Genomic DNA, 22,608 nt, shown 5'->3' on the forward strand with positions numbered 1-22,608 from the left:
ATGTCCATTAAAACCCTTGCAGGTGCAGGACTGGCCATCGGCGTTGTTGCCGCTGGCGTCTATATGTTCACACGCCCCCACAGCCCACAAACCGAGACAGTACAAGCAGAGGTCACCTCAACAGCCCAGGCCGCCGTGGCTGCCAAGCCGCGCATTGAGACCTTGGCGGGCATGCCCGAGGTGGTGGACCCACAAAACCTGTACAGCGAAATTGGGCCCGGCCACTTGAACCCTGCATTGAAGAACGACCTGGAGCGGGTGTATGTGCCCAACCTGCGCAGCAACGAGGTTTATGTGATTGACCCCAACACCCTGAAAGTGGTGGACCGGTTCAAGGTGGGCGACAGCCCCCAGCACGTGATTCCCTCCTACGACCTGCGCACCCTGTATGTGGCCAACAATGCCGAGCGCAAAAAGACCGGCAGCCTGACCCCAATTGACCCGCAAACCGGCAAACCCGGCACCGCCATTGATGTGGACGACCCCTACAACATGTACTTCACGCCCGATGGAAAATCCGCCATCGTGGTGGCCGAAGCGCGCCGCCGGCTGGACTTCCGCGACCCACACACCATGGCGATGCAATACTCCGTGGAAGTGCCCGAATGCGGTGGCATCAACCATGCTGAATTTTCCATCGACGGGAAATACGCCCTGTTCACCTGCGAGTTTGGCGGCAGCCTCGCCAAAATCGACATGGTCGAACACAAGGTGTTGGGCTATTTGAAATTGACCATGCCAGCCACACGGTTCCGCGAAGGGGTGGACCCAACCTTGCCCGATGCCACAGAAATTTGCACCGCCAGCAAAGGCATGCCACAAGACATTCGGATTTCACCCGACGGCAAATTGTTTTACGTGGCCGACATGAATGCGGATGGTGTGCATGTGGTCGACGGCGACCAATTCAAGCAAGTGGGCTTTGTGATGGTGGCGCCCGGCACACACGGGCTTTACCCCAGCCGGGACGGCAAACAACTCTACATTGCAAGCCGGGGCACACACCGCATTCACGGCAAACCCAAGGGCAATGGCAGTGTGGGTGTGCTGGACTTTGCGAGCGGCAAAATCGTCACCATGTGGCGCATCCCCGGTGGCGGCAGCCCCGACATGGGCAATGTGAGTGCCGACGGCAAATGGCTGTGGCTGTCTGGCCGTTACGACGATGAGGTGTATCGGTTTGATACCCAATCCGGCGATGTGAAAAAAATCAAGGTGGGCAGCGAACCCCACGGACTGACCGTGTGGCCGCAGCCCGGACGCTACTCACTGGGACACACCGGCAACCTTCGCTGATTAAACCCGCCCCACCACCGGAATGCCCGCGCCGTGAATATCGCGCGCGGCATTCGACAGCAAAAATGAAATGACCTCAGCCAGTGACTGTGGCTGTACCCAGGCATCGGTATCTGCCTCGGGCATGCTGTCGCGGTTGGCGGGGGTATCGATGATGCTGGGCAACACCGCATTCACGCGTATGCCCAACGCCTTGTTTTCTGCCGCCAGGCTTTCAGTCAAACGCAGCACAGCCGACTTGGCCGCCGCATAAGCCGCCATGCCCACACCGCCGTTGGCGGCCGCTGCCGACCCCACATTCACAATCACACCGCTTTGCTGGGCCTGAAATTGCGGCAGTATGGCTTGGCACATGTTCACAGCCGTTTGTACATTGGTGGCAAACAAACTGTTCCAGGTGTCCAGGCTGCCTTCAACCTGTGTTTCCCAGGCAAAGCCACCGGCAATGTTCACCACGGCATCAATCTGCCCAAAATATTCCCAAGCCTGGTTCACCACCTCTTGGGCATGGTCTGGCAGGGTTAAGTCCACGTTACCGATCGACACCGCATCGGTTTCGCCGTCCCAATCGGGCTGGTTCAAATCCACCAGCAACAGTCGATAGCCGGCCTGCCCCAAATGGGTTGCAACGGCTTGTCCCAAAGTACCGGCAGCGCCGGTGATGATGGCCACAGGGTTGTTCAAACGGGTCTCCTCAATAACTGCACACAGTCGGCAAGTGGTTTGGCCTGAATTGTGACACGTCTCATCACCAAGCTGCGCGTTCGCCCCTTCATTGAGCCCCCTCAGAAGGGCCTCCCCATTCCGTGTCTACACCGCTTCGGGCAATGTGCGCTGCCTGGTGGGCCGCCGATGAACTTTCATCAGCAACAATTGCCGGGGGCCGACCATGTGGAGCGGACTGTTTTTTGGATTGATGAGCCTGTTTACACCCGAAGCCGCCCTGCCTGACACACAGGCCTTGCAAGGTGAATTGCAGCAGTTTGCGCAATACTTCCAGATCGATGAACAACGCGTGAAATTTCGCACTAGCACCCTGAAAAACCCGTCACCATTTTTGACCTACGGGGGCAGCAAAGCCTGCGTCGTGCACATCAACCACAGCGATGATGCGAAGCGGGTGTGGTCCCATTTTCTGAACACGGGGTCTGAAGGCGCAGAGCAGGCATTTCTCACCTTCACCAGTGGCCATGAACTGACCCATTGCATCCTGGCGGAGCCGGGTCGACGCGTGGCGGCCCGCCAGGCCTTGGAAAAGCAGTTGGGTGTGGCATTCACCAGCAACACACAGTTTGAGGAAACCCTGGCTGACTTGGTTGGCTTGGCTTACGTGAGCAAGGTATTGCCTGGTCAGGCCGCCGTGGTACTGGAACGGCTCAAGGACATTCGCCAGGACTTTTCCGGCAGCGACCCCGAACACAACAGCAGCAACAGCTTGCGACCCGATTACATCGCCTTCGCTGAACAGTTGCTGGCCAGGCCCGCATCGTCGTCAAGTCTGCAAGTGGCCCAGGCGCAACAGTAAAGCCTGAAACCGGGCGCGGTGTCGGTAACTTTACCTTCCACCATTTGAAGGAAGCCTGGTGTCGCAATTTTGCTTCATACTGTTTCCACAACAAAAGGAGAGAGGGATGGAGCACACATTCACACGCTTGCTGCTGGCCACTTGTGCGGCAGCAGCTTTTGGCCATGCACAGGCGGAAGACACCGGCCTGTTGCTCACCACCAGTTTTGACAGCCTGAAAGGCAAATTCGGCCAGGCCCGCGAAACAAAAGCTCGCTCATTCACTGTAGCCGCCACCTACGTGGGCGACGATTACCGTGCTTCGGTGTATGTGCCCTACATTTCACTGGAGGGCCCCGGTACATTTGTGGGCGGCACAGTGACCGGCAGCACCGGCAATGCCACCCGGAAAGCGAGCGGCGTGGGCGATGTGCTGGTGAGCCTGTCCAAAGACCTGGTGGGTGGCATTTCATCCAAAGGGTATGCACTGGCCGCCACTGGCCTGGTCAAATTGCCCACCGGCAACGAACAGGAAGGCTTGGGCACGGGCAAGACGGACTATGCCATTCAGGCTGACAACACCTACCGCTTTGACAGTGGCGTGGCCATCACCGGCACATTGGGCCGGCAGTTCTATGGGCAAACACCCACGCTGCCCTTGCAAGATGGCAATTACTTCACCTTGGGCACCAGCTTCCCACTCACGAACAGCGTCATTTTCAACTTGAACGCCAGCCGCCGCGACCGTTTGCTGAAAACCTCCGAAGAACGCCGCGAACGCTCGGCCTCCCTGATTTTTGCAGCAGGCAAAACATCGGCATTCCAGTTGGGCTACACCACGGGTAGCACCACCGCCAGCCCGGACAGCGTGTATTCCTTCAGCTACATCGGCCAGATCGACTAAACCGTCCACGGCCACAGCGCCCAGTGTTGCACTGCGTTACACTGGGCGCACTTTACCCTCCACCAGCGAGTGCGCCGTGCCCAAAGACCTCAACCACCTCTTGGCCTCCAATGCGGAATGGGCCACGGCCCAAGTCGACCGCGACCCCGACTTTTTCAAACGCCTGCAAGACCAACAATTTCCGGAGTACTACTGGATAGGCTGCTCCGACAGCCGCGTACCGGCCAACACGATTGTGAACCTGCAACCTGGCGAGGTGTTCGTTCACCGGAACGTGGCCAACCAAGTGTTTCATGGGGACCTCAACGGACAGTCGGCCACCCAGTTTGCAGTGGAAGTGCTGCAGGTGAAGCACATCATCATTTGCGGACACTATGGCTGCTCGGGTGTGCGCATGGCGCTGCGCGGGGACCGCATTGGTCTGGCCGATGCCTGGATTCGCCCCATTCACCAAATTGCCCGTCACAACGGCTTGGCCACCAACAACCCGGCCGACGAACAACGCCGATTCGACCAACTCTGCGAGCTCAATGTGATTGAGCAGGTCAAGCGCATGTGCGAAAGCACCTTGATTGAAGATGCCTGGGACCGTGGGCAGGATTTGACCGTGCACGGCTGGGTGTATAGCCTGAAAGATGGCTTGGTGCGAAACCTGCACATTTCGATTGATGCACAGACCAGCATCGATGAAGCCCATGCAAATTCCGTCGAAGCGCTCAAAAAGCGTTACAGCTGAGCAAATTCTCGACTAGAATGGCTTGAATAATTCAAGCGTTTGTTTGAATTGTTGTTCATTCCAATTTCTAGGAGACAAGACTCATGGCATTTTCTACCCAATCCAAACTGGGCGACCTGCTGGACAACGACGCGACCAAAGCCATTCTGGAAAAGCACATGCCAGGCATTTCCACACACCCCCAGATTGGCATGGGCAAAGGTTTTCCCCTGGCCGTCGTCGCCAACTTCTCGGGTGGCATGATCACCCCTGAAATGCTGGAAAAAGTGGATGCCGACCTGGCCGCACTGGGTTGATTCCAGACGCTGATGGCCGAGACACCATGCTCAGAATCGACTGCGCAGGCTGGGACATCAACGGCGAGTGGGCCCGGCCCATTCGCCGTTCTGTTTTTATTGAAGAACAGGGCATACCCGAAGCAGAAGAATGGGATGACAGCGACGCAGTCAGCCTGCATGCGGTGGCCTGGCTAAACAATGTGGCCATTGGCACAGCGCGATTATTGCCAGAGGGCAAAATTGGTCGCATGGCCGTGTTGCCCCAATACCGAAAACAGGGCGTTGGCGCTGCCCTGTTGAATACATTGATTGGAAAGGCCCGGGAACAGGGCCACTCCAGCGTGCGCCTCAGCGCACAAAGCCATGCTGTTGATTTTTATGCACGGCATGGTTTTGTCGCCAGTGGCGCACCGCATGAGGAAGTGGGCATTGCCCACCAGTGGATGGCATTGAATTTAAAACCTCAAAGGCATTGAACGTGGCAAAAACCAGCAAGGAACAAAAAGGAGATGACGGCCGCCGTGGCGAAATTGTTCGCGCAGCCGCCAAGTTATTCCGCGACAAAGGGTACGATGGCGCCAGCATGCGCGCCATTGCAAACGCAGTGGGCATGCAATGTGGCAGCCCGTTTTACCATTTCGCCAGCAAACAGGACATCCTGGTGGCCGTGGTGGAGGAAGGCCTTCGGCAGGGCCTGGAAAAAACCCGCGCAGTGGTCAATCCCGCACTCAGCGCTGAAGCGCAATTTGCCGCGCTGGTGAAGGTACACCTCAGCATCATTCTGGAACCGGGCAATGACTTCATTCCGGTGATGCTCTACAACTGGCGCTGCCTGGATGCAGTTCACCAACGCCGATTGATTGCAACCAAGGATGAGTACGACGCCATTTGGCAATCGGCCGTTAACCGCTTGAGCGAGGCTGGCCACCTGGGTGCCGACACCAAGTTTGCACGCTTGATGGTGCTGGGTGCCATGAACTTCATGGTGACCTGGTTCAAACCGCGCAAGGGTGAAAACCTTGATACGCTGACTCAAAAAGTGGTGGAGTTTTTTCTGTCCGCATAAGTCAATGCCCATGAAAAAACCCGGCACGCAGGCCGGGCTTTCTCATGACGATGTGCATATCAGCGCAGCAAGCCAACCAGCGATGTGGGGCGGGATGCCACCACGTTTTGAATCACACTGGAGGTGACCGCAGTCAGCGCGCTCAACTGGCCAGCGCTCATCAGGCTGGCTGTGGTGCTGAGGTTACCAGCGGCGTTCAGGTTGGCCAATCCAGCCACATCCACCGAACCACTGCCCGCAGCATTCGCGGCCAGGTTCATGCCACCCATTTGGTCGGCCAGGCCTTGTGCGGCGCCCAACACTTTGTTGGTCACGCTTTCAACCATCGCGCCACCGGCTTGATAGGCCTGGTCCAGCTTACCGGCTACAGCATTCATGCCATCGCTGCTCAGCTCAAGGCTGGCGGTCAGGTTGGCTGCTGCCGATGCGGAAGCCTGTTTGGCAGAGCCTTGACCGGCATCAGAAGCCTGCTTGGTACCCTGCTCGGTTTTGGCAGAGTCGGGTGTGCTGGGCGAATCCGTTTTGGCGGGTGTTGAATCAGCAGTGGGTGCAGGTGCTGGCTTGGCTTCTGGAGCGGGTGCAGGCTTCGATTCAGTGGTTGGAGCAGGTGCTGGCTTTGCAGCAGGTGCAGGTGCGGGTTGCGCAGCGGGTGCTGCTGGCGTGCGAACAAAGCTGACTTTGAATTCTGCATTGCCGGAGCCTTGCGCGGCTGCCTGCTGGCCCTGTGCATAGGCGTTGGCAAATGCACTGCCCCAGCCCATCAGGCTGGCTTCAGCAGCATAAGAAACAGTGGGCAGGGCGAAAGCAGAAATGGCTGCAACCAAAGCAATTTTCTTGAATGTCATGATGTGATCTCCGTTGAGTGGTGGTTCAGGCCTTTTGCTGGGCCCTACAGTCGCTTCAACGGAATCACTGTGTAGGAAAAAGATAACTAAGCTGAGGGGGCGCACATCCGGGGCTCTCCCCCCAACTGCGGGAGGACGCCGCCGTTCAATTCATTTACCCAACATTCATTGTATGGGCATGGTGAGGACCACCTGCGCCATGGCCTTACCCAGCGGATCATTTCGCATGGAAGCCATGCCACCACCGTCCAATGCACTTTCTATAACGAGGTTAATCGCACAAACCTGAGGGCACTCATAGAGGTGAACAGGCCCACCCACCCAGTGCGCCAGGTAGGCTTGCACCTTGTCAGGCCTGGCCACCTGTTTCAACAATGCATACCACTCAGGCTTGCGTGCCACCAAACCCACATTGCTGGTATTGCCTTTGTCGCCACTGCGACCATGTGCAATCTCCATCAAAGGCTTCCCCAACAAGTCAGTCGGGATATCAACCTCGTACTCATTTGAGCTCACCACATGAGCCCAAGACTCCGACGCAACCGCCAATGGATGATCCGGCTCTTGATAATCCAGCAAAGTGTCACCCACAGTGACTTTGGGTGACTGCAACTGCTTGGGCACAAAGGTGCTGAACAATTTCACCAAGGGCACCACATTGGGTCGCCCCATGCCGAAGTTGCCACTGGTCCCCGGTGCGTAGCTGGTGCCTGCTGGAGCCACCTCGCGTGAAAAAATCGACAAGGCTTTTTTGTCCATGTGGGTTACCGCCACTCGCAGCACGGCTTCATGACCCGCTGGTGAACGACCATGTGGGCCCAGGTCCGTCTCGGTGCCCAACACCTCGATGTGGGCTCGGGTGTAGTCAGCCAAACCCTGGCGCTTGAACATGGTACGTGTGCGTTCCAAAATGGCCTCGCCGGTGCGCTGCGCTTTGGCTGCAGCCTCAAAACCCGAGACGGACAATAAACCAATGCAACGAAAGCCCTCGGGATACGTTGCGCACACTTTGTAAAGGCCGCTGGGCGCAAGGCCTTTGGCACCTGCAATTCGCACCCGGTTTTCGCCAGTTTGCGTCATGTGGACGGTGGTGAAGTCACACACCACATCGGGTAAGGCGTAGCGGGCCGGGTCGTGAATTTCATACAGCATTTGCTCGGTGGCCACCGCCACATTCACCAGTCCACCCGTGTTGTCGGGTTTGCTCAATTCAAAGCTGCCATCGGCCTGTACCTCCACAATGGGGTAACCAATGTTGGCCCAATCGGGCACCTGCTGCCAATCGGTGAACAAACCGCCTGTGGCCTGCGCGCCGCACTCAACCATGTGCCCCGCAAGGCTGCCCTGCGCCAGTTGATCCAGATCGTGCGGCGTCCAGTCAAACTCATGCACCAGTGCACCCAGCACCATGGCACTGTCCACAACACGGCCAGTGATCACGATGTCGGCACCGCCCTGCAATGCCGCTGCAATCGGGAAAGCACCCAAGTAAGCGTTGGCAGTCAGAAAAAACGGTGGGGCGGCTTTGCCCGTGTGCTGGTCACGCAGGTCCGCGCCATCGTTGCGCAACGTTGCCAATGTGGCGGTGGCATCGTCTCCACTCACCACGCCTATCGTGACCTCGCATCCCGCGTCGCTCAGTGCCTGTTTTAGTGCACTGGCACAGGCCTGCGGGTTCAACCCGCCCGCATTGGCGATGATTCGAATTCCCCGCGCCTTGGCCACTGGCAGCGCCTTTTTCATCAGGTCGACAAAGTCCAGCGCATACCCGTGCTCAGGGTTTTTCATGCGCATGCCGGCCATGATGGCCAAGGTCAGTTCCGCCAAATAGTCGTAGGTGATGTACTGAATGCCAGGCACCTGCAACAACTGCTCGGTGCCCAGGCTGCTGTCACCCCAAAAGCCGCAGGCGCCGCCAATCTTGATGGTTCGGGTCATGTTGATTCCGAAAAAGAGCAAACAATGAAATCGGGAAGTTGTATCCTCAGAAAGGCATCCCCGTTGAATCGTGGTTAGAATAACAATCAAACGTTCGTTTGAATAGTTGTTTGCTGTTTCCTCAAACGATATTCGCGCTCCATCCATCCACCAAGCATCCACTGAGGCCACTGTGAATCAATTCCAATCTGTATTCAAACCCGGGCTATTTGACGGACAAACCATTCTCGTCACCGGTGCTGGGTCTGGCATTGGTCGCTGTACCGCCCATGAGCTGGCGAGCTTGGGTGCCAACCTGGCGCTGGTGGGCCGCAAAATTGAAAAACTGGAAACAGTGAAAGCTGAAATTGCCCAGACCTGCAGCGTCAAGGTCAGTATTCACAGTTGCGATATTCGCGAAGAAGATCGCGTCAAAGAGACAGTGGCCGCGGTGCTGGCCGAGCACGGCAAAATCAACCACCTCATCAACAACGCTGGCGGACAATTTCCATCCCCCCTGAACATGATCAGTGGCAAAGGCTGGGAAACCGTGGTGCGCAACAACCTCACCGGCGGTTTTTACATGGCCCGGGAAGTGTTCAACCAGTACATGATGCTGCACTTGGGCGAATGTGACCTTTCTATCACCAACATCATCGCCGACATGTGGAATGGCATGCCCGGCATGGGGCACTCGGGTGCAGCCCGCGCCGGCATGCTGAATTTTTCTGAAACAGCCTCCAATGAATGGGCACCGGTGCGGATCAATGCCGTTGCGCCAGGCTTCATCGCTTCCAGCGGGATGGACACCTACCCGGAACCCATGAAACAGACCATCATGCAACTGGACAAAACCATCCCGCTGCAACGCTTGGGTCTGGAGGATGAAGTGTCATCTGTGCTCACATTTTTGTGCAGCCCGGCGGCGGCTTTCATCTCGGGCACGTGTATTCGTGTGGACGGTGCAGCCCCCAACGCACGCCGCATTTGGCAGGTGGGCACCGGCAAGCCCAACCCGCCGTTTCAAAGTTTTCACCTGGGCGGCATTCCTGAGGTTATTCAGAGAAGGGATGCTGCCCGACAGAACAAACCCTGAGTGGATTTCTAGCCGAAGCCCACACATCACAAGCCCTGAACACAGTCCGAATGAATTGACTTTCCATCGGACTGCATTGAAAATCAAACAAACGTTTGATTTTTTGGAAATCCCTCATGCCGACTCTTGAATCCAGCATTTCAGCCAGCTCGGCTGCTTTTCAGGCCAATGCGAACAACATGCAAGCCGCCATTGCCGAGCTGCGCGCACTGGAGCAACGCACCCGTGACGCCTCGGCCAAAGCCGGGCCTGCCTTTGCAAAACGCGGCCAGCTGTTGCCGCGCGACCGGGTTGCCTTGCTGCTGGATGCAGGCTCGCCTTTCTTGGAATTGAGCACCCTGGCGGGCTACATGCAAGATGGCCAAAAGGCTGACAAGAGTATTCCCGGCGGCGGCATCATCGCAGGGCTGGGCTTTGTCGCCCAAACCCTGTGCATGGTGGTCGCCAGCGATTCCGGCATTGAAGCCGGTGCCCTGCAAGCCATGGGCATTGAAAAAATGCAACGCGCGCAGGACATCGCTTTGGAAAACAAGCTGCCCTTCATTAACCTCGGTGAGTCTGCTGGTGCAAACCTGCTCAAGTACAAGGTCGAACATTTTGTATTGGGTGGGGGTAATTTTTACCGCCTGGCCAAGTTGAGTGCCGCAGGCCTGCCGGTCATCAATGTGCTGCACGGCTCATCCACAGCAGGCGGGGCCTACATTCCCGGATTAAGCGACGTGGTGATCATGGTTCGTGAGCGGGCCCGGGCATTTCTGGCTGGCCCGCCCTTGCTCAAGGCCGCCACGGGTGAAGTTGCCACCGATGAAGAACTGGGTGGTGCCGACATGCACTGCTCGGTGTCGGGCTTGGGCGAGCACATCGCTGAAGACGACCGCCATGCCATCGCCATTGCACGCGAAGTCATGGAAAAACTGGACTGGAACGCCAGCAACCGCGCTGCCATTCCCACCTTGGATGCGAACGCACCACCACCGCGATTTCCCAGTGAAGAATTGCTGGGTGTGATGCCCGCCGACATCAAAACACCGGTGGACATGCGGGAAGTGATCGCCCGCATTGTGGACGACTCCGATTTTCTGGAATTCAAAGCCAACTACGGCAGTGCCACCCTGTGCGGCCACGCCAAAATCATGGGTCTGTCGATCGGCATCATTTCCAACCTGGGTCCCATCGACACCGCTGGTGCCACCAAAGCCACCCACTTCATTCAAAGTTGCTGCCAAACCCGCACCCCCATCGTGTATTTGCAAAACACCACGGGCTACATGGTGGGCAAAGACGCTGAACAGGGGGGCATCATCAAGCACGGGTCCAAAATGATCCAGGCTGTGAGCAATGCCACAGTGCCGCAGATTACGCTGCTGTGTGGTGCCAGTTTTGGTGCGGGCAATTACGGCATGTGTGGACGGGCTTTTGGTCCACGCTTTGTGTTTGCCTGGCCCAACAGCAAAACAGCGGTCATGGGGGCCGAGCAAGCGGCAGGAACCATGGCCACGGTGATGCAGGCCAGCGCAGCGCGCAAAGGCATGGAAGTGCCCGAGTTCATGCTGGACAACATGAAAAAACAAATCGTGGACACCTTTGAATCACAAACCAGTGCGTTCTACACCAGCGGCCTGCTGCTGGACGATGGGGTGATTGACCCCCGGGATACACGGCAAGTATTGGCTTTGGCGCTGCTAGCCTGCCTGCAACAAGAGCGCAGCGTGCAGACCATGCAATTTGGTGTGGCGCGCATGTAAAAGAAGTCGCCACACAGCAAAAAGGCACCCCGCTTGGGGTGCCTTCTCGCATCGCAGCGGGGGTCGGAGCCCCGCACGACTTACATCAATCAGACTGGCAGACCACCCGTTGGCAACTGGCTGGTCAATGCATCCAGCGGATTTGCATCCGTGGAAATAGGCAGGCTGGACGGGTTCAACAGCGAGGTTACATCGTCCAGCGGCGTGCCGGTGCTGGGGAAGCTTGGCAAACCACCCGCGCCACCACCCAAGGCATCGGCAACCGGGCCCAACACAGCATCCAACGGTGTTCCTGTGGGGCCATCGGTAGCGCCGCCAGTTGGCAGGGAAGGCAAGCTGGAGGGGTCCAGCAGGGCAGTCACCTGGTCCAATGGGGTGCCAGTTTCGGGGAAGCTGGGCAGACCACCTGCACCGCCACCACTGGGCAGCGAAGGCAAGCTGGACGGGTCCAACAAGGCTGTTACCTGGTCCAGTGGAGTGCCTGTGCTTGGGAACTCGGGCAAGCCACCTGCGCCACCAGTGGGCAGTGATGGCAAGCTGGATGGGTCCAGCAACGCTGTGATTTGGTCCAGCGGTGTGCCTGTGCTTGGAAACTCGGGCAAACCGCCTGCACCACCACCCAATGCTGCGGGGTCCAACAATGCGGTGATCTGGTCCAGTGGCGTGCCGGTTTCTGGGAAGCTGGGCAAACCACCAGCACCACCGCCCACACCGCCATTCAATGCGTCTGTCAGGGGACCAGTCACTGGCTCCAATGCCGCGAACAACTGGTCAATACCGCCGCCCACTGGCTCGGATACCATGGGCAGGGCGTCCGTCAGCGAGCCCAAACCGTCAAACAGCGGTGCAGCGCCATCCGCCAGAGACATCAAGCCATCCTGCAGGGGTCCCAGCGCAGGGTCCAGTGCGCCAACCAGTGAGCCCAGACCATCGCCCAGTGAGGGAGTAATCATTTCCAAGCCACCACCCAGCTGCTGGGCAATCACACTCAGATTCACAGGCAAATCGGGCAGACCTGCTGCCGCAGCAGCAACCATGCCAGAGCCGCTACCGGTCAGCGCATCGGTCAAAGGGGACAGCGCATTGCTCAATGCATCGGTAATAGGCGACACATTTTGGTCCACGGCAGTGGTTGCAGGGGCCAAACCAGCCAGCGCATCTGTGCCCACGGTGTTGACAGGTGTCAGAACAGGCGACAGCGCATCGGTGACAGGGGCCAGTTCAGTGGTCACAGGTTCCAGGGCATTTGTCACTGGGGCCAGCGCTTGCACAGTGGATTCAGCAGGCGTGGCAACGGGATCCAGCACGCCGGTGTACACGCCGGTTACAGTGGGATTCAGAGGGCCGGTGGTGCTCGCCACAGTTTGAACGGGGTCAGGCACACCGACGGAGTTTCCACCATTGCCACCTGTAGAGCCACCGTCACCGTTGTCGTTGTTGCCAGCGATCACGAAGGCAGCGCCTGCGGCGGCGGCCAAGGGGCCAGCCAAACCACCGGCCAACATGCTGGCGCCAAACAGGCCCATCATGCCGCCTGTACCAGCCACAGCCACCACGGGGTTGTTGGTCTCGTCGGAGGTCACTTCAAAGTCACCCTCGGCAACTTCCAACTGGGCACCGGCATCGGTGTCTTTCAATGTGGCCTTGGAATTGGCCTGCAAAATGCCTTCCGTGGCATTTTTGCCTTCGGCAGCAGGAAATTCGATGTAAGCAGAACCCTCTGCTCCAGTGGTAATGGTGTCGCCTGCGGCGATGATATCGCCTTCTTTCAGTGCAACTTGTTCGCCATCGGCGCGGGTGACAGTCACCTCGCCCAGCACGCTTTTGATAATTCCAGTGATGTTAGCCACAGTACATTCTCCGACAATGGTGTGTGATTGCACGGCGAAAATCGCCGCGTTGTATGAGTTTTACTGAAACATGCGGTAAAACAGATGCGACTTTTACCTACAATTTAACTATTGTTCACATTTATTGCAGGGAAAATTCAAGTGAGCAAATCCAGTGTTGTGCCGTCGATGTTTGCAGTGCGCACGCCATGCTTCGACGTGACATTACCATGCGCAAAGTGTACCTCTTTCGAGGGATCAATGTGGGCAAATTGACGCAATCACATCCCCAATCACCACGCCAGCTGTCGAATGGCCAACTCCTTCATGATTTCTTCCGCGCCACCGCCAATGCACATCACCTTCACCTCCCGGTAAATCCGCTCAATGGCACAACCCCGCATAAAGCCCATGCCCCCCAAAATCTGCACCGCCTCGTTGGCGCAATGCTGCAGGGTTTGGGTGGCCTGGTTTTTCAACAAGCAAATGTCCGCCACCAAGGTTTGGTCAATATCGCCTCGGTCAATCCGGGCAATGGTTTCATCAAACCAAGCTTCTGTGGCGCGTATTTTCATGCGCATGTCGGTGAGCTTGTGCGCAATCACTTGGTGGTCAATCAGGCGTCGGCCAAATGTCTCCCGGTTTTGTGCCCAGTCCAAAGCATCCCTTAAACACACCTTGGCGAAACCCACACAAGCACCGGCCAGCATCAGCCGCTCTGTGTTGAAGTTCTCCATCACAATGCGAAAGCCCTTGTTTTCCTGCCCCACCAAATTGCTTGCGGGCACCTGCACACGGTCAAAATGAATGGCAGCCGTGTCGCTCATCCACCAACCGGTTTTTTTCAGGGGTGTGCGGCTTAATCCTTTGGCATCACCGGGCACCATCAAGACCGATATGCCCTTGGCACCCGCTTCACCTGTGCGCACCGCGACCGTCAGCCAATCGGCTCGCACACCACTGGTGATGAATACTTTCTCACCGGTGATCTCATAGTGTGGTTCGCCGTTGACCATCACCAAAGCAGCCCGGGTTTTGAGGTTGGCCACGTCCGACCCACCCGATGGCTCGGTGATCGCCAAAGCGCTGATGGCCTCACCTTTCAGAACCGCCGGCGCAATCTTGGATACCAAAGCAGCCGAGCCGTGGTTGATCAGCGGCGGCAAACCAATGTTGTGGGAAAACAAACCCGCCAACAGCCCACCCGAGCCCGCATCACAAATCAGGTTGGACAAGCGCAAGCGATCGGCCAATGTGCACTCAAAGCCACCATGCTCTTCCGGATACCCAAGGCCCAACAAGCCCAAGGCGCCCGCCTCACGATACAAGTCACGTGGAAACTCACCCGCCTCATCCCAATCGTTGATGTTGGGGCGAATCCGCTCATTCACAAACCGTTCAACACTGCGAAAAAAGTCATCCATTGCTGTCTCCAAAATCATTCAGGCTCATCGAGTGAGCCTGAACGGGTGTTTTACTGCAGCGTTGTTTTATTGAAGCGGCTTTAACTGGACCAGTGTTTGATTCAAGCCCATTTGCGCACCCACCTGCACCAGCACTTGCTCGACCACAGCCGGGGCTTTGGCGGCAATGCGATGCTCCATCTTCATGGCTTCCAGGCAAACCAGCACCTGGCCCGCCTCCACCATTTGTCCTGGCTCCACCAGCACCTGGGTAATTTTTCCGTTCATGGGGCTTTTCACCAAAGGCTGGAACACGCCATCGCCTGCACTGGCGGTGCTCACCAGGGTTTTGTCCTGCACACACAACGCTTGTGGATTCAAATGCTGCTTCACCCACAGTGTCTGTCCATGCTGCAACAACAGGAAACGGCCAAAATGCCCTTGCACCGAGCATTGCACCTCAACGCCTTGGGTGTTAGCAATGGCCAACCAATCGTGAACATGCAGGGGCTCTGCCTCAGTCAATCCGAGCAGCTCAAACCCAGCGCCATCCACCTGCGGAGCAACCCGCACATGCATTGCTTTTCCTTGGGCCTCCAGCCGCAGCGGCCGAACCAAGGCACGCGTGCTGGAAAAACCAGTCATGCTCGCGGGCCAATTCGGTTTAACACTGTTGTGCTGCGCCAGATACACGGCCGCCACTGCCTTTTCGGCCAACAAGCCCTGCGGGCTCAACAAAGTGTCGGCGTTATCCGCCAAAAAGCCAGTGCCAAATTCACCCGACTGAAACACCGGGTGACTGCAAATGCGTTGCAAGTACAACGCATTGTGTTCAAAACCGACCAGCACGGTGCGGTTCAATGCGTCGGCCAGCCGTTCACAGGCCTCCAGACGGTTGGGGGCATGCACAATCACCTTGGCCAACAGGCTGTCGTACCAGGGGCTTACCTCACCACCCACCACCACCGCATGGTCGGTTCGGGCATATTCATTCGGTTGCCAAGCCAGTACCGGGCCAGTTTGCGGCATGAAATCCCGAGCGGGGTCCTCGGCACACAGGCGGCCCTGAATGGCATGGCCGGTGAATGCGACATCGCTTTGATCAATGGTGAGGGGCTCACCCGCTGCAATGCGCAACTGCCACTGCACAATGTCCAGTCCAGTGATGGCCTCAGTGACACCATGCTCCACCTGCAACCGGGTGTTCATCTCAATGAAGTAAAACGCACCCGTTGCATCCAGCAAAAACTCCACCGTGCCCGCACCCACGTACTGCGTGGCTTTCACGAGCTTTAATGCGGCCTCACCCATGCGGGCGCGCAATTCGCCATTCACGGCCGGGCTGGGTGCTTCTTCGACAATTTTTTGATGCCGGCGCTGCACCGAGCAATCCCGTTCACCCAAATGAACGGCATGGCCGTGTGTATCCGCCAACACCTGGATTTCAATGTGCCGAGGGTTGAGAATGGCCTTCTCCAACATCACCCGGTCGTCGTTGAAGGCATTCTTGGCTTCCAACTGGGCGGAATGCAATTGCGATGCAAATTCACCCGCATTCAACACCAAGCGCATGCCACGCCCACCCCCACCAGCCAGTGCCTTGATCATCACCGGGTAACCGATGCGCTCTGCCGCCTGCATCAGTTCCTCTACAGAGGCAGCAGGGTCGCTAAACCCGGGAATGCATGGCAGGCCAGCTGCTTGCGCAATCTGCTTGGCACGGGCTTTGTCGGCCATGTCGGCAATCGCCTGCGCGGTGGGGCCTACCAGTGTGATGCCAGCCTCAGCACAGGCTGTGGCCAGCAAGGGGTTTTCCGACACAAAGCCATAGCCCGGGTGTATGGCATCTGCCCCACACGCTTTGGCCACCTCGATCAGCTTGTCAATGCGCAGGTAGGAATCCAGCGACGGGGCGGGGCCGATGCAATAAGCCTCATCCGCCTCTTGCACATGCATTGCCTTGGAGTCAGCCTCGGAATACACCGCCACTGTGGCAATGCCCAAGGGTCGGGCCGCACGCAATATGCGACGCGCAATTTCATTGCGGTTGGCAACCAGCAGTTTGCGGATTTTAGGCATTCTTTTTCTTGCCTGGCAAAATGCCCATGAATTTGCAGATAATGCCCAGCATCACCTCGTCTGCACCGCCACCAATCGAAATCAAGCGACCATCACGGTACAACTGTGAGGCTGGGTTTTCCCAGGTAAAGCCCATGCCGCCCCAAAACTGCAGGCACTTGTCGGCCACTTCCCGCACCAGACGGCCGCTCTTCAGCTTGCACATGCTGGCCAGTTCGGTAACCTCGCCACCCGCCACGTATTCCTCCGTGGCTTGCCACACCAAGGCCCGCAGCGCCTCAATCTCGGTTTTCAACTCAGCCAGCGTGAAATGCACCACCTGCTGGTCCAGCACGGTGCTACCAAACAACTGGCGCTGGCGCGTGTAATTAATCGTCTCATTGAGCACATGCATCATGCCCTCAATGCTGTTGGCCGCACCCCACAGGCGCTCCTCCTGGAACTGGATCATCTGGTACATAAACCCAGCCCCTTCCATGCCAATCAAATTGCGCTGCGGCACTCGCACATTGTCGAAATGGATCAACCCGGTGTCCGATGCCCACATGCCAATCTTGTGGATCTTCTTTTCAACCGTGATGCCCGGGGTCTTCATCGGCACAATGATCAAGCTCTTGTTCTGGTGCGGCTTGCCGTCACTGGTGTTGGCCAGCAAGCACATCCAGTCGGCCTGCAAACTGTTGGTGATCCACATCTTGCTGCCGTTGATGATGTAGTCACCACCATCTTTACGGGCCGTGGTTTTTACACCGGCCACATCCGACCCCGCACCCGGTTCAGACACCCCCACACACGCCACCATGTCACCTGAAATGGCTGGCGCCAAAAACTCTTTGCGCAATTCATCTGAGCCAAACTTGGCCAACGCAGGTGTGGCCATATCGGTTTGTACGCCAATGGCCATGGGCACACCACCACAATGAATTTTCCCCAGGGCTTGGGCCGCCACCACCGAATAGCTGTAGTCCAGACCGGCGCCGCCATACTCCTCCGGCTTGGTGAGGCCCAACAGGCCCAGGTCACCCATTTTTTTAAACACGTCATGGGCTGGAAACATCTGCTCACGCTCCCAGGTCGGGACGTGCGGATTGATCTCGTTCTCAACGAAGCGCTCAATGGTGCGCTGCAGTTCTTTGTGTTCCTGGGTGAGTCTCACGGTGTCTCCGAATGTACAAATCAAACGTTTGTTTGATTTTGTGGTCCAATAAACAAACTGTCAAGCCAATTCACCCATAAAAAAACCCCTGCAAGCAGGGGTTCCGAGCACACCAAACGAAGTTTGTTAGGCCATTTTCCAATTGTTCAGTTCATACAATTCGAACTGCAGCCAACTCTCGTAGGTTAACTCCAACTTACTGGACTTGGTATAGGTCATGTAGTTGTCGAAAATTGTCATTGATTGGTCAATGAATGCGCCCACGGTCATGCCCTCAGGCATTTGAACATACCCCTGCTCAATGGCGACAACCAACAGGGCCTGGTATTGCTCTCTATCAATCGGCCCCTTGCCAACAATGGTCGTAACCCACTGCCAAAACAATTTCGGATTGTTGCTCGGGTTGGCTTGATCCGGCACAAACGGATGCTTCTTGGCAGCATCGCTATATTTCGAATGGTATTTGGCGCTGATGTACTTTTCCGGGACTGTCACACCACCGGATGGCGTCTCCTTCCCTGATTTACCAGACTTCTTGCCCGGATCGGCTGGTTTTAGCCCGGACAACACACTCTCATAATTCGACCTCTTGTCTGCATCTGGTTCCAGGACGTCCAGTTTATCCAGCAAACTGAGGATCATTCCACTGTTGGTATTGCCTATCAGACGCTGATTGAAATCTTTGCGGCCATTGTCATCCAAACCAGCCACCCAATCCAGAAATTTGGTGATGTGACTGATCGCCTTTTGTTGCCAAGGCTCCAACGGGCTCTTGAGTTTTTTGTCCTCCCCAACCAAGCTGTTGAGGATTGAGTCCAGCAAATTACTGGTCACCAAGCCGGTTTTCAAAAGCCCCTCAAATGCACTGCCATCTCCAACCACCAGCAGGTACTTCATTTCATCCTCGGTGATGACACCATCGGCCAAAACATTCTGAAGTGCCACATATTCCGGACTGCCAGGAGTCAAACCTGAATGAGTGAGCGCAGCGTCAATATTTTTTGTGTCAAATTTGGCAACATGCTCACCGTCGTAGAGTCCGACAGGTCGTAGACTCATCAGCTTGAGCAAACCCTCACCCACCATACCATTTTGATTGGTCTTGCGATCGGCCGCGAAGTCAGTCAAGGGTTTCAGCAATTCTGAGGTGGTGTCATTGTTGTTGAAATGTAAAAGTGTCTGATTGAAAACCTTCAACGCGGCGGGATCCAGCCCCTTGATGTGCACCATCGCCAAATCGAGGGCATTGCCCACCGCGGCGGAATCAGCATTGGCTGCGTCTTTCGCAATCGATGTCAGAACCGTCAACTGCTGGCTGGTGACCGCACCGCTCCCAATAATTCGAGCAAACGACTCAGGATCCACCTTGGCCAGCCAAATCAACTCATCGGTGGTGATCGTATTGTCCGCCAGTACTCGCTCCAAATATGCCGATGGATGCTCGCCCCTGATTCGGGTCATCAAAGCAGCGTCATCTGCGTTGGCTGGATCGAGAATGACTTGGTTACCAGCCTCTGTATGCGCCGCTGGTATCGAATAAGCCCCGGCAGCTGCAAGCTTCACCTTCGTCCTGAAATCATTCATCATGGCTGGGTGGTCAGCTGGGGTTCCACCCATACAGGCATTCATCCAGTCCCCAATGTAATACCCCAGAAGATCCATCAAGGACGATGTTGAAACCACATTCAGCATGGCATCAACATTTGCTTTCGTGGCTGGGTCTTTGGCCATCGCCGAATACCAGGTTTCAAACGCGCCGGGTGTATGGGTTAACGCCTGAACAAACAGGACGAACGAAGCCTTCACCTTGTCAGACCCAGGCATGTCTGCCACACACATACCCATCAAAAACTGGATTTGCTCTGGGCTTAACTTGCCACTCAACATCAGCCGGGTTAGTGCGGCCGGGCTTTGTTTGGCAATTTCAACCAGCTCCCCAGTGGACAGCGCACCATCAGCCAAATAGGGGCGAATAATGTCATCCGAGGTCGCAGGATTGTACCCCCCAACGTTCAACAATTCCTTGCCGCCGATCAGTCCCGGATCCTTATCCAGTGGGATGAAGCCGTTGTTCCACATACCACGGAGCCTTGCACCGTTTGCATCATCGTCGTCATTTTCATAATCGGAACCGATACCCAACTCCTGCTGCACCCGAGAGCGTGTCTGTCTGGAATTGTCGTCGGAACCGGCGATATTCCGCTTGGCCAGCCATGCCAAATAAAGGCTGTTATTTGGCCCACCATTCACATAGCTGTCAGCGTTCTCACTGAAGTACATCAATCCATCGGCATTACCAGCATTCCTGTATTTGGTCCACAGAGCGATCGATTGGGCCTCGCGCCACTCAGGCCGACTGAACTGGTCCATGAACGAAAACATCGCCACCCCAATTTCTGAATCGGGATTTTCAACGGCAGTCTGAATCAGATAACGCATTTGGTCTGAATTGATCAAGCCGTTGTTCAGCAAGAAGCTGAGCTCGGCTGAACTTAAGGACGCCAGTTCCTCGTTTGTGATCTTGCCATCGGCCAACACGCTCTGGATGCTTGCTGCATCAGCACTCGCAGGAACCGTCGCTGGGTCGACCTGAAAAGACTGCAACCATTTGTCCCAGGTGATTTGGGCGGGATCAAAGAAAATCTCGGTGGGGCCGTACGTTTTGTCTGAAACAATGGGCATTCGGTGTCTCCTTTACAGAACAGGGATACTTCGCCAGTCAACGATTCCGAGTTCGGTGGTATTAACGGACAAAGGACTTCATTTGGTTTGTAGTTCGCACCAGCGCACTAGTTCCAAACGAGCCAAAAATTGGGCTGTCCAGCTGAAAAAAGAACTATTCCGAATAATCAAACACTCAGATAGGTAGTTAGCCCTGAATAATCCATCCGGGCGCTAACGTGACATTCAACATCGCAAGGAGATTCAATATGACATGTGGTTCCACAAGCCCCTGCGGATCAGGTTTTAGCCTCCAGCAAGATGCATTTAACAACATCGCCGGCTGCAACAAACAGATCGACAACACGGAAGAATCCAAAGCACTGGAAGAGATGCTGAGAAAGGCTGGATTCTCTGAGGATCAGATCAAAGACATCATGAATGAGGTGAACAACCGCATCAAAAACAACCAGCCTGTTGATGAGGCTGCATTGGCTGACATTATTGGCCATCGTTCACCGAAGGCGGCTTGACCACACCTACCATGAGTATCACCATTGGCCCCACGTCGCATTCGCTGAGTACTCGTGACAGCTATCAGCATGTTCACCAGGCTGGGCGAAGCGTCAACGTGCAACGCATCGCATTGAAAGCGATGCAGGCCAAGCCCACGGCCAATAATGCAACGGCACATAGTCTAGCCATGGCGCAGTCTGCAGCATCTCAAGCTCAGCGACTGAGGACCCAGGGCACCATGCCGCATCATTTTGCAGCGTTGCTGTCAGGTCGCACTGCGAAAGAACTTGAGGACATGCATCAGCGCCTGACCGGGCGACACAGAGCTGCATTAATCGATGCCAAGCGCCGTTTGGTCTATCGGGTGTTTGAAGCAGAAGGTTCTGGCCAGCAATTTGACGAGGACCAACGCAACGAAGATGATGCGCTTGAAAAGCTACTGGCCGGCTATCTCATGCTGCAAGAGGGACATCTCAACCAAACACAAAGGGAACGTGTACTGGCCACCCTGAACAACGAGTTCAATTTGATTCGCTTGTACCACAGTGAGGGAATTCATAGCCGGCTCGTTGCTTATGACAAAGGGCTGGAATTCGAAGCTGCCACAAAAGTACCGGTTCAGCGCTTCGCCAATCTTTATCGCCAAGCTTACTTTGGCGAAACTGAACTGGTCGGTTTGTTGATGCAAATTTGTCCGAAACACAACGAGAACACAGAGCTGATTTTGCGATGTGCCCGCGAAAAAATGTCTGCGGTACTTGCCCAAGATCAAAGAATTCGCCCATCGGAACTTACGCTAAATCGCTGCGTAGTGATAGCAGGTGAAATTAGTAAAATCCAGTGGCTTGAAATTATTCATGGCCACTTGGGCGAGTTTTGCAACAGACTGGAAAAACAAGGTTGCGAAAATCTACCCAGCCGCGAAACTCTGGTTATGGCCATGCTGCGAACTTGCAGTCGATTGGACCTCTACGGCAATGGAACACTAAAAGATACCGCAAAAAGATTGGGCCCCACCCATCGACAGGGTTGCCGTTATCTCGCTGGAGTTATCGACCATCTCCGCAACGCTCCGCTGTTCGCATGGAAAGATACGGCTTACCGTCGGGAAACAATCGAATCAGTCAGCGCGTTTCTAAAGGCTGGTGAAAGCAATGGGAAATTCTGAAGCGCACGACAATTCAACGTTTGAATTGGCACAGGCCCTAGATCAAGCCAAAACTGAATGTGTCATTGATGGCTGGGCAGTCGTTCGATGCGAACTCGACAAACTCTCGATTGAACATAAAAATCATGTTGCATTCGTGGCCTTTGCATTCGATATGGATTCCCAACGCCTATCTAGAGTACGTGGTCGACTTCTTGAGCTCGAATGCTCGCGGCTAGACACTTTAGAAACACCACGGTCGAAAGCAAGGGCTATGCTGACCGATGAACCCGACCCACCCGCGGTGGTAGTTACGTATCCCATTCATCATTTGCCGAGAGACGCTACCATGCTTCGCCTTGACATTGCCGATAATCTGCGCCAGTTTGGTTTGCTAGAAAAAAGTCCTTGATTCAGCCTCCCCAACATC

The 22,608-nt window shown here is 55.9% G+C and carries 20 protein-coding genes; 12 read left to right on the plus strand and 8 right to left on the minus strand.

The window, feature by feature from the left end; all coding sequences use genetic code 11:
• Positions 1 to 1,296, plus strand: a complete 1,296-nt coding sequence (locus VGE55_RS13030; RefSeq protein ID WP_414675028.1) for a YncE family protein — start codon at positions 1 to 3, stop codon at positions 1,294 to 1,296.
• On the opposite strand, the gene VGE55_RS13035 is transcribed toward VGE55_RS13030, so the two are convergent.
• Positions 1,297 to 1,980 (minus strand): SDR family NAD(P)-dependent oxidoreductase, encoded by a 684-nt coding sequence (locus tag VGE55_RS13035; protein ID WP_331132112.1) that lies wholly within the window; start codon positions 1,978 to 1,980, stop codon positions 1,297 to 1,299.
• 205 nt (positions 1,981 to 2,185) lie between these two features.
• Between VGE55_RS13035 and VGE55_RS13040 the strand changes: the two genes are divergently transcribed.
• The 6 genes from VGE55_RS13040 to VGE55_RS13065 all read left to right on the plus strand — a co-directional run bounded on the left by VGE55_RS13040 (position 2,186) and on the right by VGE55_RS13065 (position 5,784).
• Positions 2,186 to 2,821 (plus strand): hypothetical protein, encoded by a 636-nt coding sequence (locus VGE55_RS13040; RefSeq protein ID WP_331132113.1) that lies wholly within the window; start codon positions 2,186 to 2,188, stop codon positions 2,819 to 2,821.
• Between the two features lie 106 nt (positions 2,822 to 2,927).
• Positions 2,928 to 3,704 (plus strand): hypothetical protein, encoded by a 777-nt coding sequence (locus VGE55_RS13045; RefSeq protein ID WP_331132114.1) that lies wholly within the window; start codon positions 2,928 to 2,930, stop codon positions 3,702 to 3,704.
• A 76-nt stretch (positions 3,705 to 3,780) separates the two neighbouring features.
• On the plus strand, positions 3,781 to 4,440 hold the full coding sequence (locus VGE55_RS13050) for a carbonic anhydrase (protein WP_331132115.1): 660 nt from the start codon (positions 3,781 to 3,783) through the stop codon (positions 4,438 to 4,440).
• Positions 4,441 to 4,523: 83 nt separating this feature from the next.
• Entirely contained in the window at positions 4,524 to 4,736 is a 213-nt protein-coding gene (locus VGE55_RS13055; RefSeq protein WP_256763197.1) for a hypothetical protein, read from the plus strand.
• Positions 4,737 to 4,762: 26 nt separating this feature from the next.
• Positions 4,763 to 5,194: a GNAT family N-acetyltransferase gene (locus VGE55_RS13060; RefSeq protein WP_331132116.1), complete on the plus strand. Its 432-nt coding sequence runs from the start codon at positions 4,763 to 4,765 to the stop codon at positions 5,192 to 5,194.
• Positions 5,195 to 5,196: 2 nt separating this feature from the next.
• On the plus strand, positions 5,197 to 5,784 hold the full coding sequence (locus tag VGE55_RS13065; RefSeq protein WP_331132117.1) for a TetR/AcrR family transcriptional regulator: 588 nt from the start codon (positions 5,197 to 5,199) through the stop codon (positions 5,782 to 5,784).
• A gap of 59 nt (positions 5,785 to 5,843) precedes the next feature.
• Here VGE55_RS13065 and VGE55_RS13070 read toward each other — a convergent pair whose 3' ends face one another.
• Both VGE55_RS13070 and VGE55_RS13075 read right to left on the minus strand, forming a co-directional pair.
• On the minus strand, positions 5,844 to 6,629 hold the full coding sequence (locus VGE55_RS13070) for a hypothetical protein (protein ID WP_331132118.1): 786 nt from the start codon (positions 6,627 to 6,629) through the stop codon (positions 5,844 to 5,846).
• A gap of 165 nt (positions 6,630 to 6,794) precedes the next feature.
• The gene (locus VGE55_RS13075; RefSeq protein ID WP_331132119.1) at positions 6,795 to 8,567 is read right to left on the minus strand and encodes an acyclic terpene utilization AtuA family protein; all 1,773 of its coding nucleotides are present in this window, start codon (positions 8,565 to 8,567) and stop codon (positions 6,795 to 6,797) included.
• 172 nt (positions 8,568 to 8,739) lie between these two features.
• Between VGE55_RS13075 and VGE55_RS13080 the strand changes: the two genes are divergently transcribed.
• The gene (locus VGE55_RS13080; RefSeq protein WP_331132120.1) at positions 8,740 to 9,642 is read left to right on the plus strand and encodes an SDR family oxidoreductase; all 903 of its coding nucleotides are present in this window, start codon (positions 8,740 to 8,742) and stop codon (positions 9,640 to 9,642) included.
• Positions 9,643 to 9,758: 116 nt separating this feature from the next.
• Entirely contained in the window at positions 9,759 to 11,387 is a 1,629-nt protein-coding gene (locus VGE55_RS13085) for an acyl-CoA carboxylase subunit beta (RefSeq protein WP_331132121.1), read from the plus strand.
• An 89-nt stretch (positions 11,388 to 11,476) separates the two neighbouring features.
• On the opposite strand, the gene VGE55_RS13090 is transcribed toward VGE55_RS13085, so the two are convergent.
• The 5 genes from VGE55_RS13090 to VGE55_RS13110 form a co-directional block, all read right to left on the minus strand.
• On the minus strand, positions 11,477 to 13,237 hold the full coding sequence (locus tag VGE55_RS13090) for a hypothetical protein (protein WP_331132122.1): 1,761 nt from the start codon (positions 13,235 to 13,237) through the stop codon (positions 11,477 to 11,479).
• Positions 13,238 to 13,509: 272 nt separating this feature from the next.
• Positions 13,510 to 14,640 carry an acyl-CoA dehydrogenase family protein gene (locus tag VGE55_RS13095; RefSeq protein ID WP_331132123.1) on the minus strand — a complete coding sequence of 377 codons (1,131 nt, stop codon included), beginning with the start codon at positions 14,638 to 14,640 and terminating at the stop codon, positions 13,510 to 13,512.
• Between the two features lie 66 nt (positions 14,641 to 14,706).
• Entirely contained in the window at positions 14,707 to 16,698 is a 1,992-nt protein-coding gene (locus tag VGE55_RS13100; protein ID WP_331132124.1) for an acetyl/propionyl/methylcrotonyl-CoA carboxylase subunit alpha, read from the minus strand.
• On the minus strand, positions 16,691 to 17,854 hold the full coding sequence (locus tag VGE55_RS13105; protein WP_331132125.1) for an acyl-CoA dehydrogenase family protein: 1,164 nt from the start codon (positions 17,852 to 17,854) through the stop codon (positions 16,691 to 16,693). The genes VGE55_RS13100 and VGE55_RS13105 overlap by 8 nt, the downstream gene beginning before the upstream one ends.
• A 126-nt stretch (positions 17,855 to 17,980) precedes the next feature.
• Positions 17,981 to 20,536, minus strand: a complete 2,556-nt coding sequence (locus tag VGE55_RS13110) for a hypothetical protein (protein WP_331132126.1) — start codon at positions 20,534 to 20,536, stop codon at positions 17,981 to 17,983.
• 218 nt (positions 20,537 to 20,754) lie between these two features.
• Here VGE55_RS13110 and VGE55_RS13115 point away from each other — a divergent pair, with 218 nt between their 5' ends.
• Genes VGE55_RS13115 through VGE55_RS13125 form a run of 3 tightly spaced genes read left to right on the plus strand, consistent with a single transcriptional unit; the run spans position 20,755 to position 22,590 of the window.
• The gene (locus VGE55_RS13115) at positions 20,755 to 21,048 is read left to right on the plus strand and encodes a hypothetical protein (RefSeq protein ID WP_331132127.1); all 294 of its coding nucleotides are present in this window, start codon (positions 20,755 to 20,757) and stop codon (positions 21,046 to 21,048) included.
• 11 nt (positions 21,049 to 21,059) lie between these two features.
• Entirely contained in the window at positions 21,060 to 22,199 is a 1,140-nt protein-coding gene (locus VGE55_RS13120) for a hypothetical protein (protein ID WP_331132128.1), read from the plus strand.
• On the plus strand, positions 22,186 to 22,590 hold the full coding sequence (locus tag VGE55_RS13125) for a hypothetical protein (RefSeq protein ID WP_331132129.1): 405 nt from the start codon (positions 22,186 to 22,188) through the stop codon (positions 22,588 to 22,590). Before VGE55_RS13120 ends, VGE55_RS13125 begins: the two co-directional genes overlap by 14 nt.
• The last annotated feature ends 18 nt before the right edge of the window (positions 22,591 to 22,608 follow it).

It is taken from the genome of Limnobacter sp. (assembly GCF_036405155.1).
Lineage (GTDB): Bacteria > Pseudomonadota > Gammaproteobacteria > Burkholderiales > Burkholderiaceae_B > Limnobacter.

Excerpts from the sequence above, each read along its gene's own strand:
- VGE55_RS13085 (WP_331132121.1), top strand. The coding sequence starts at position 9,759 with ATGCCGACTCTTGAATCCAGCATTTCAGCCAGCTCGGCTGCTTTTCAG.
- VGE55_RS13110 (WP_331132126.1), bottom strand. The coding sequence starts at position 20,536 with ATGCCCATTGTTTCAGACAAAACGTACGGCCCCACCGAGATTTTCTTT.
- VGE55_RS13030 (WP_414675028.1), top strand. The coding sequence starts at position 1 with ATGTCCATTAAAACCCTTGCAGGTGCAGGACTGGCCATCGGCGTTGTT.
- VGE55_RS13070 (WP_331132118.1), bottom strand. The coding sequence starts at position 6,629 with ATGACATTCAAGAAAATTGCTTTGGTTGCAGCCATTTCTGCTTTCGCC.
- VGE55_RS13125 (WP_331132129.1), top strand. The coding sequence starts at position 22,186 with ATGGGAAATTCTGAAGCGCACGACAATTCAACGTTTGAATTGGCACAG.
- VGE55_RS13120 (WP_331132128.1), top strand. The coding sequence starts at position 21,060 with ATGAGTATCACCATTGGCCCCACGTCGCATTCGCTGAGTACTCGTGAC.
- VGE55_RS13060 (WP_331132116.1), top strand. The coding sequence starts at position 4,763 with ATGCTCAGAATCGACTGCGCAGGCTGGGACATCAACGGCGAGTGGGCC.
- VGE55_RS13045 (WP_331132114.1), top strand. The coding sequence starts at position 2,928 with ATGGAGCACACATTCACACGCTTGCTGCTGGCCACTTGTGCGGCAGCA.
- VGE55_RS13075 (WP_331132119.1), bottom strand. The coding sequence starts at position 8,567 with ATGACCCGAACCATCAAGATTGGCGGCGCCTGCGGCTTTTGGGGTGAC.
- VGE55_RS13040 (WP_331132113.1), top strand. The coding sequence starts at position 2,186 with ATGTGGAGCGGACTGTTTTTTGGATTGATGAGCCTGTTTACACCCGAA.
- VGE55_RS13095 (WP_331132123.1), bottom strand. The coding sequence starts at position 14,640 with ATGGATGACTTTTTTCGCAGTGTTGAACGGTTTGTGAATGAGCGGATT.
- VGE55_RS13055 (WP_256763197.1), top strand. The coding sequence starts at position 4,524 with ATGGCATTTTCTACCCAATCCAAACTGGGCGACCTGCTGGACAACGAC.
- VGE55_RS13100 (WP_331132124.1), bottom strand. The coding sequence starts at position 16,698 with ATGCCTAAAATCCGCAAACTGCTGGTTGCCAACCGCAATGAAATTGCG.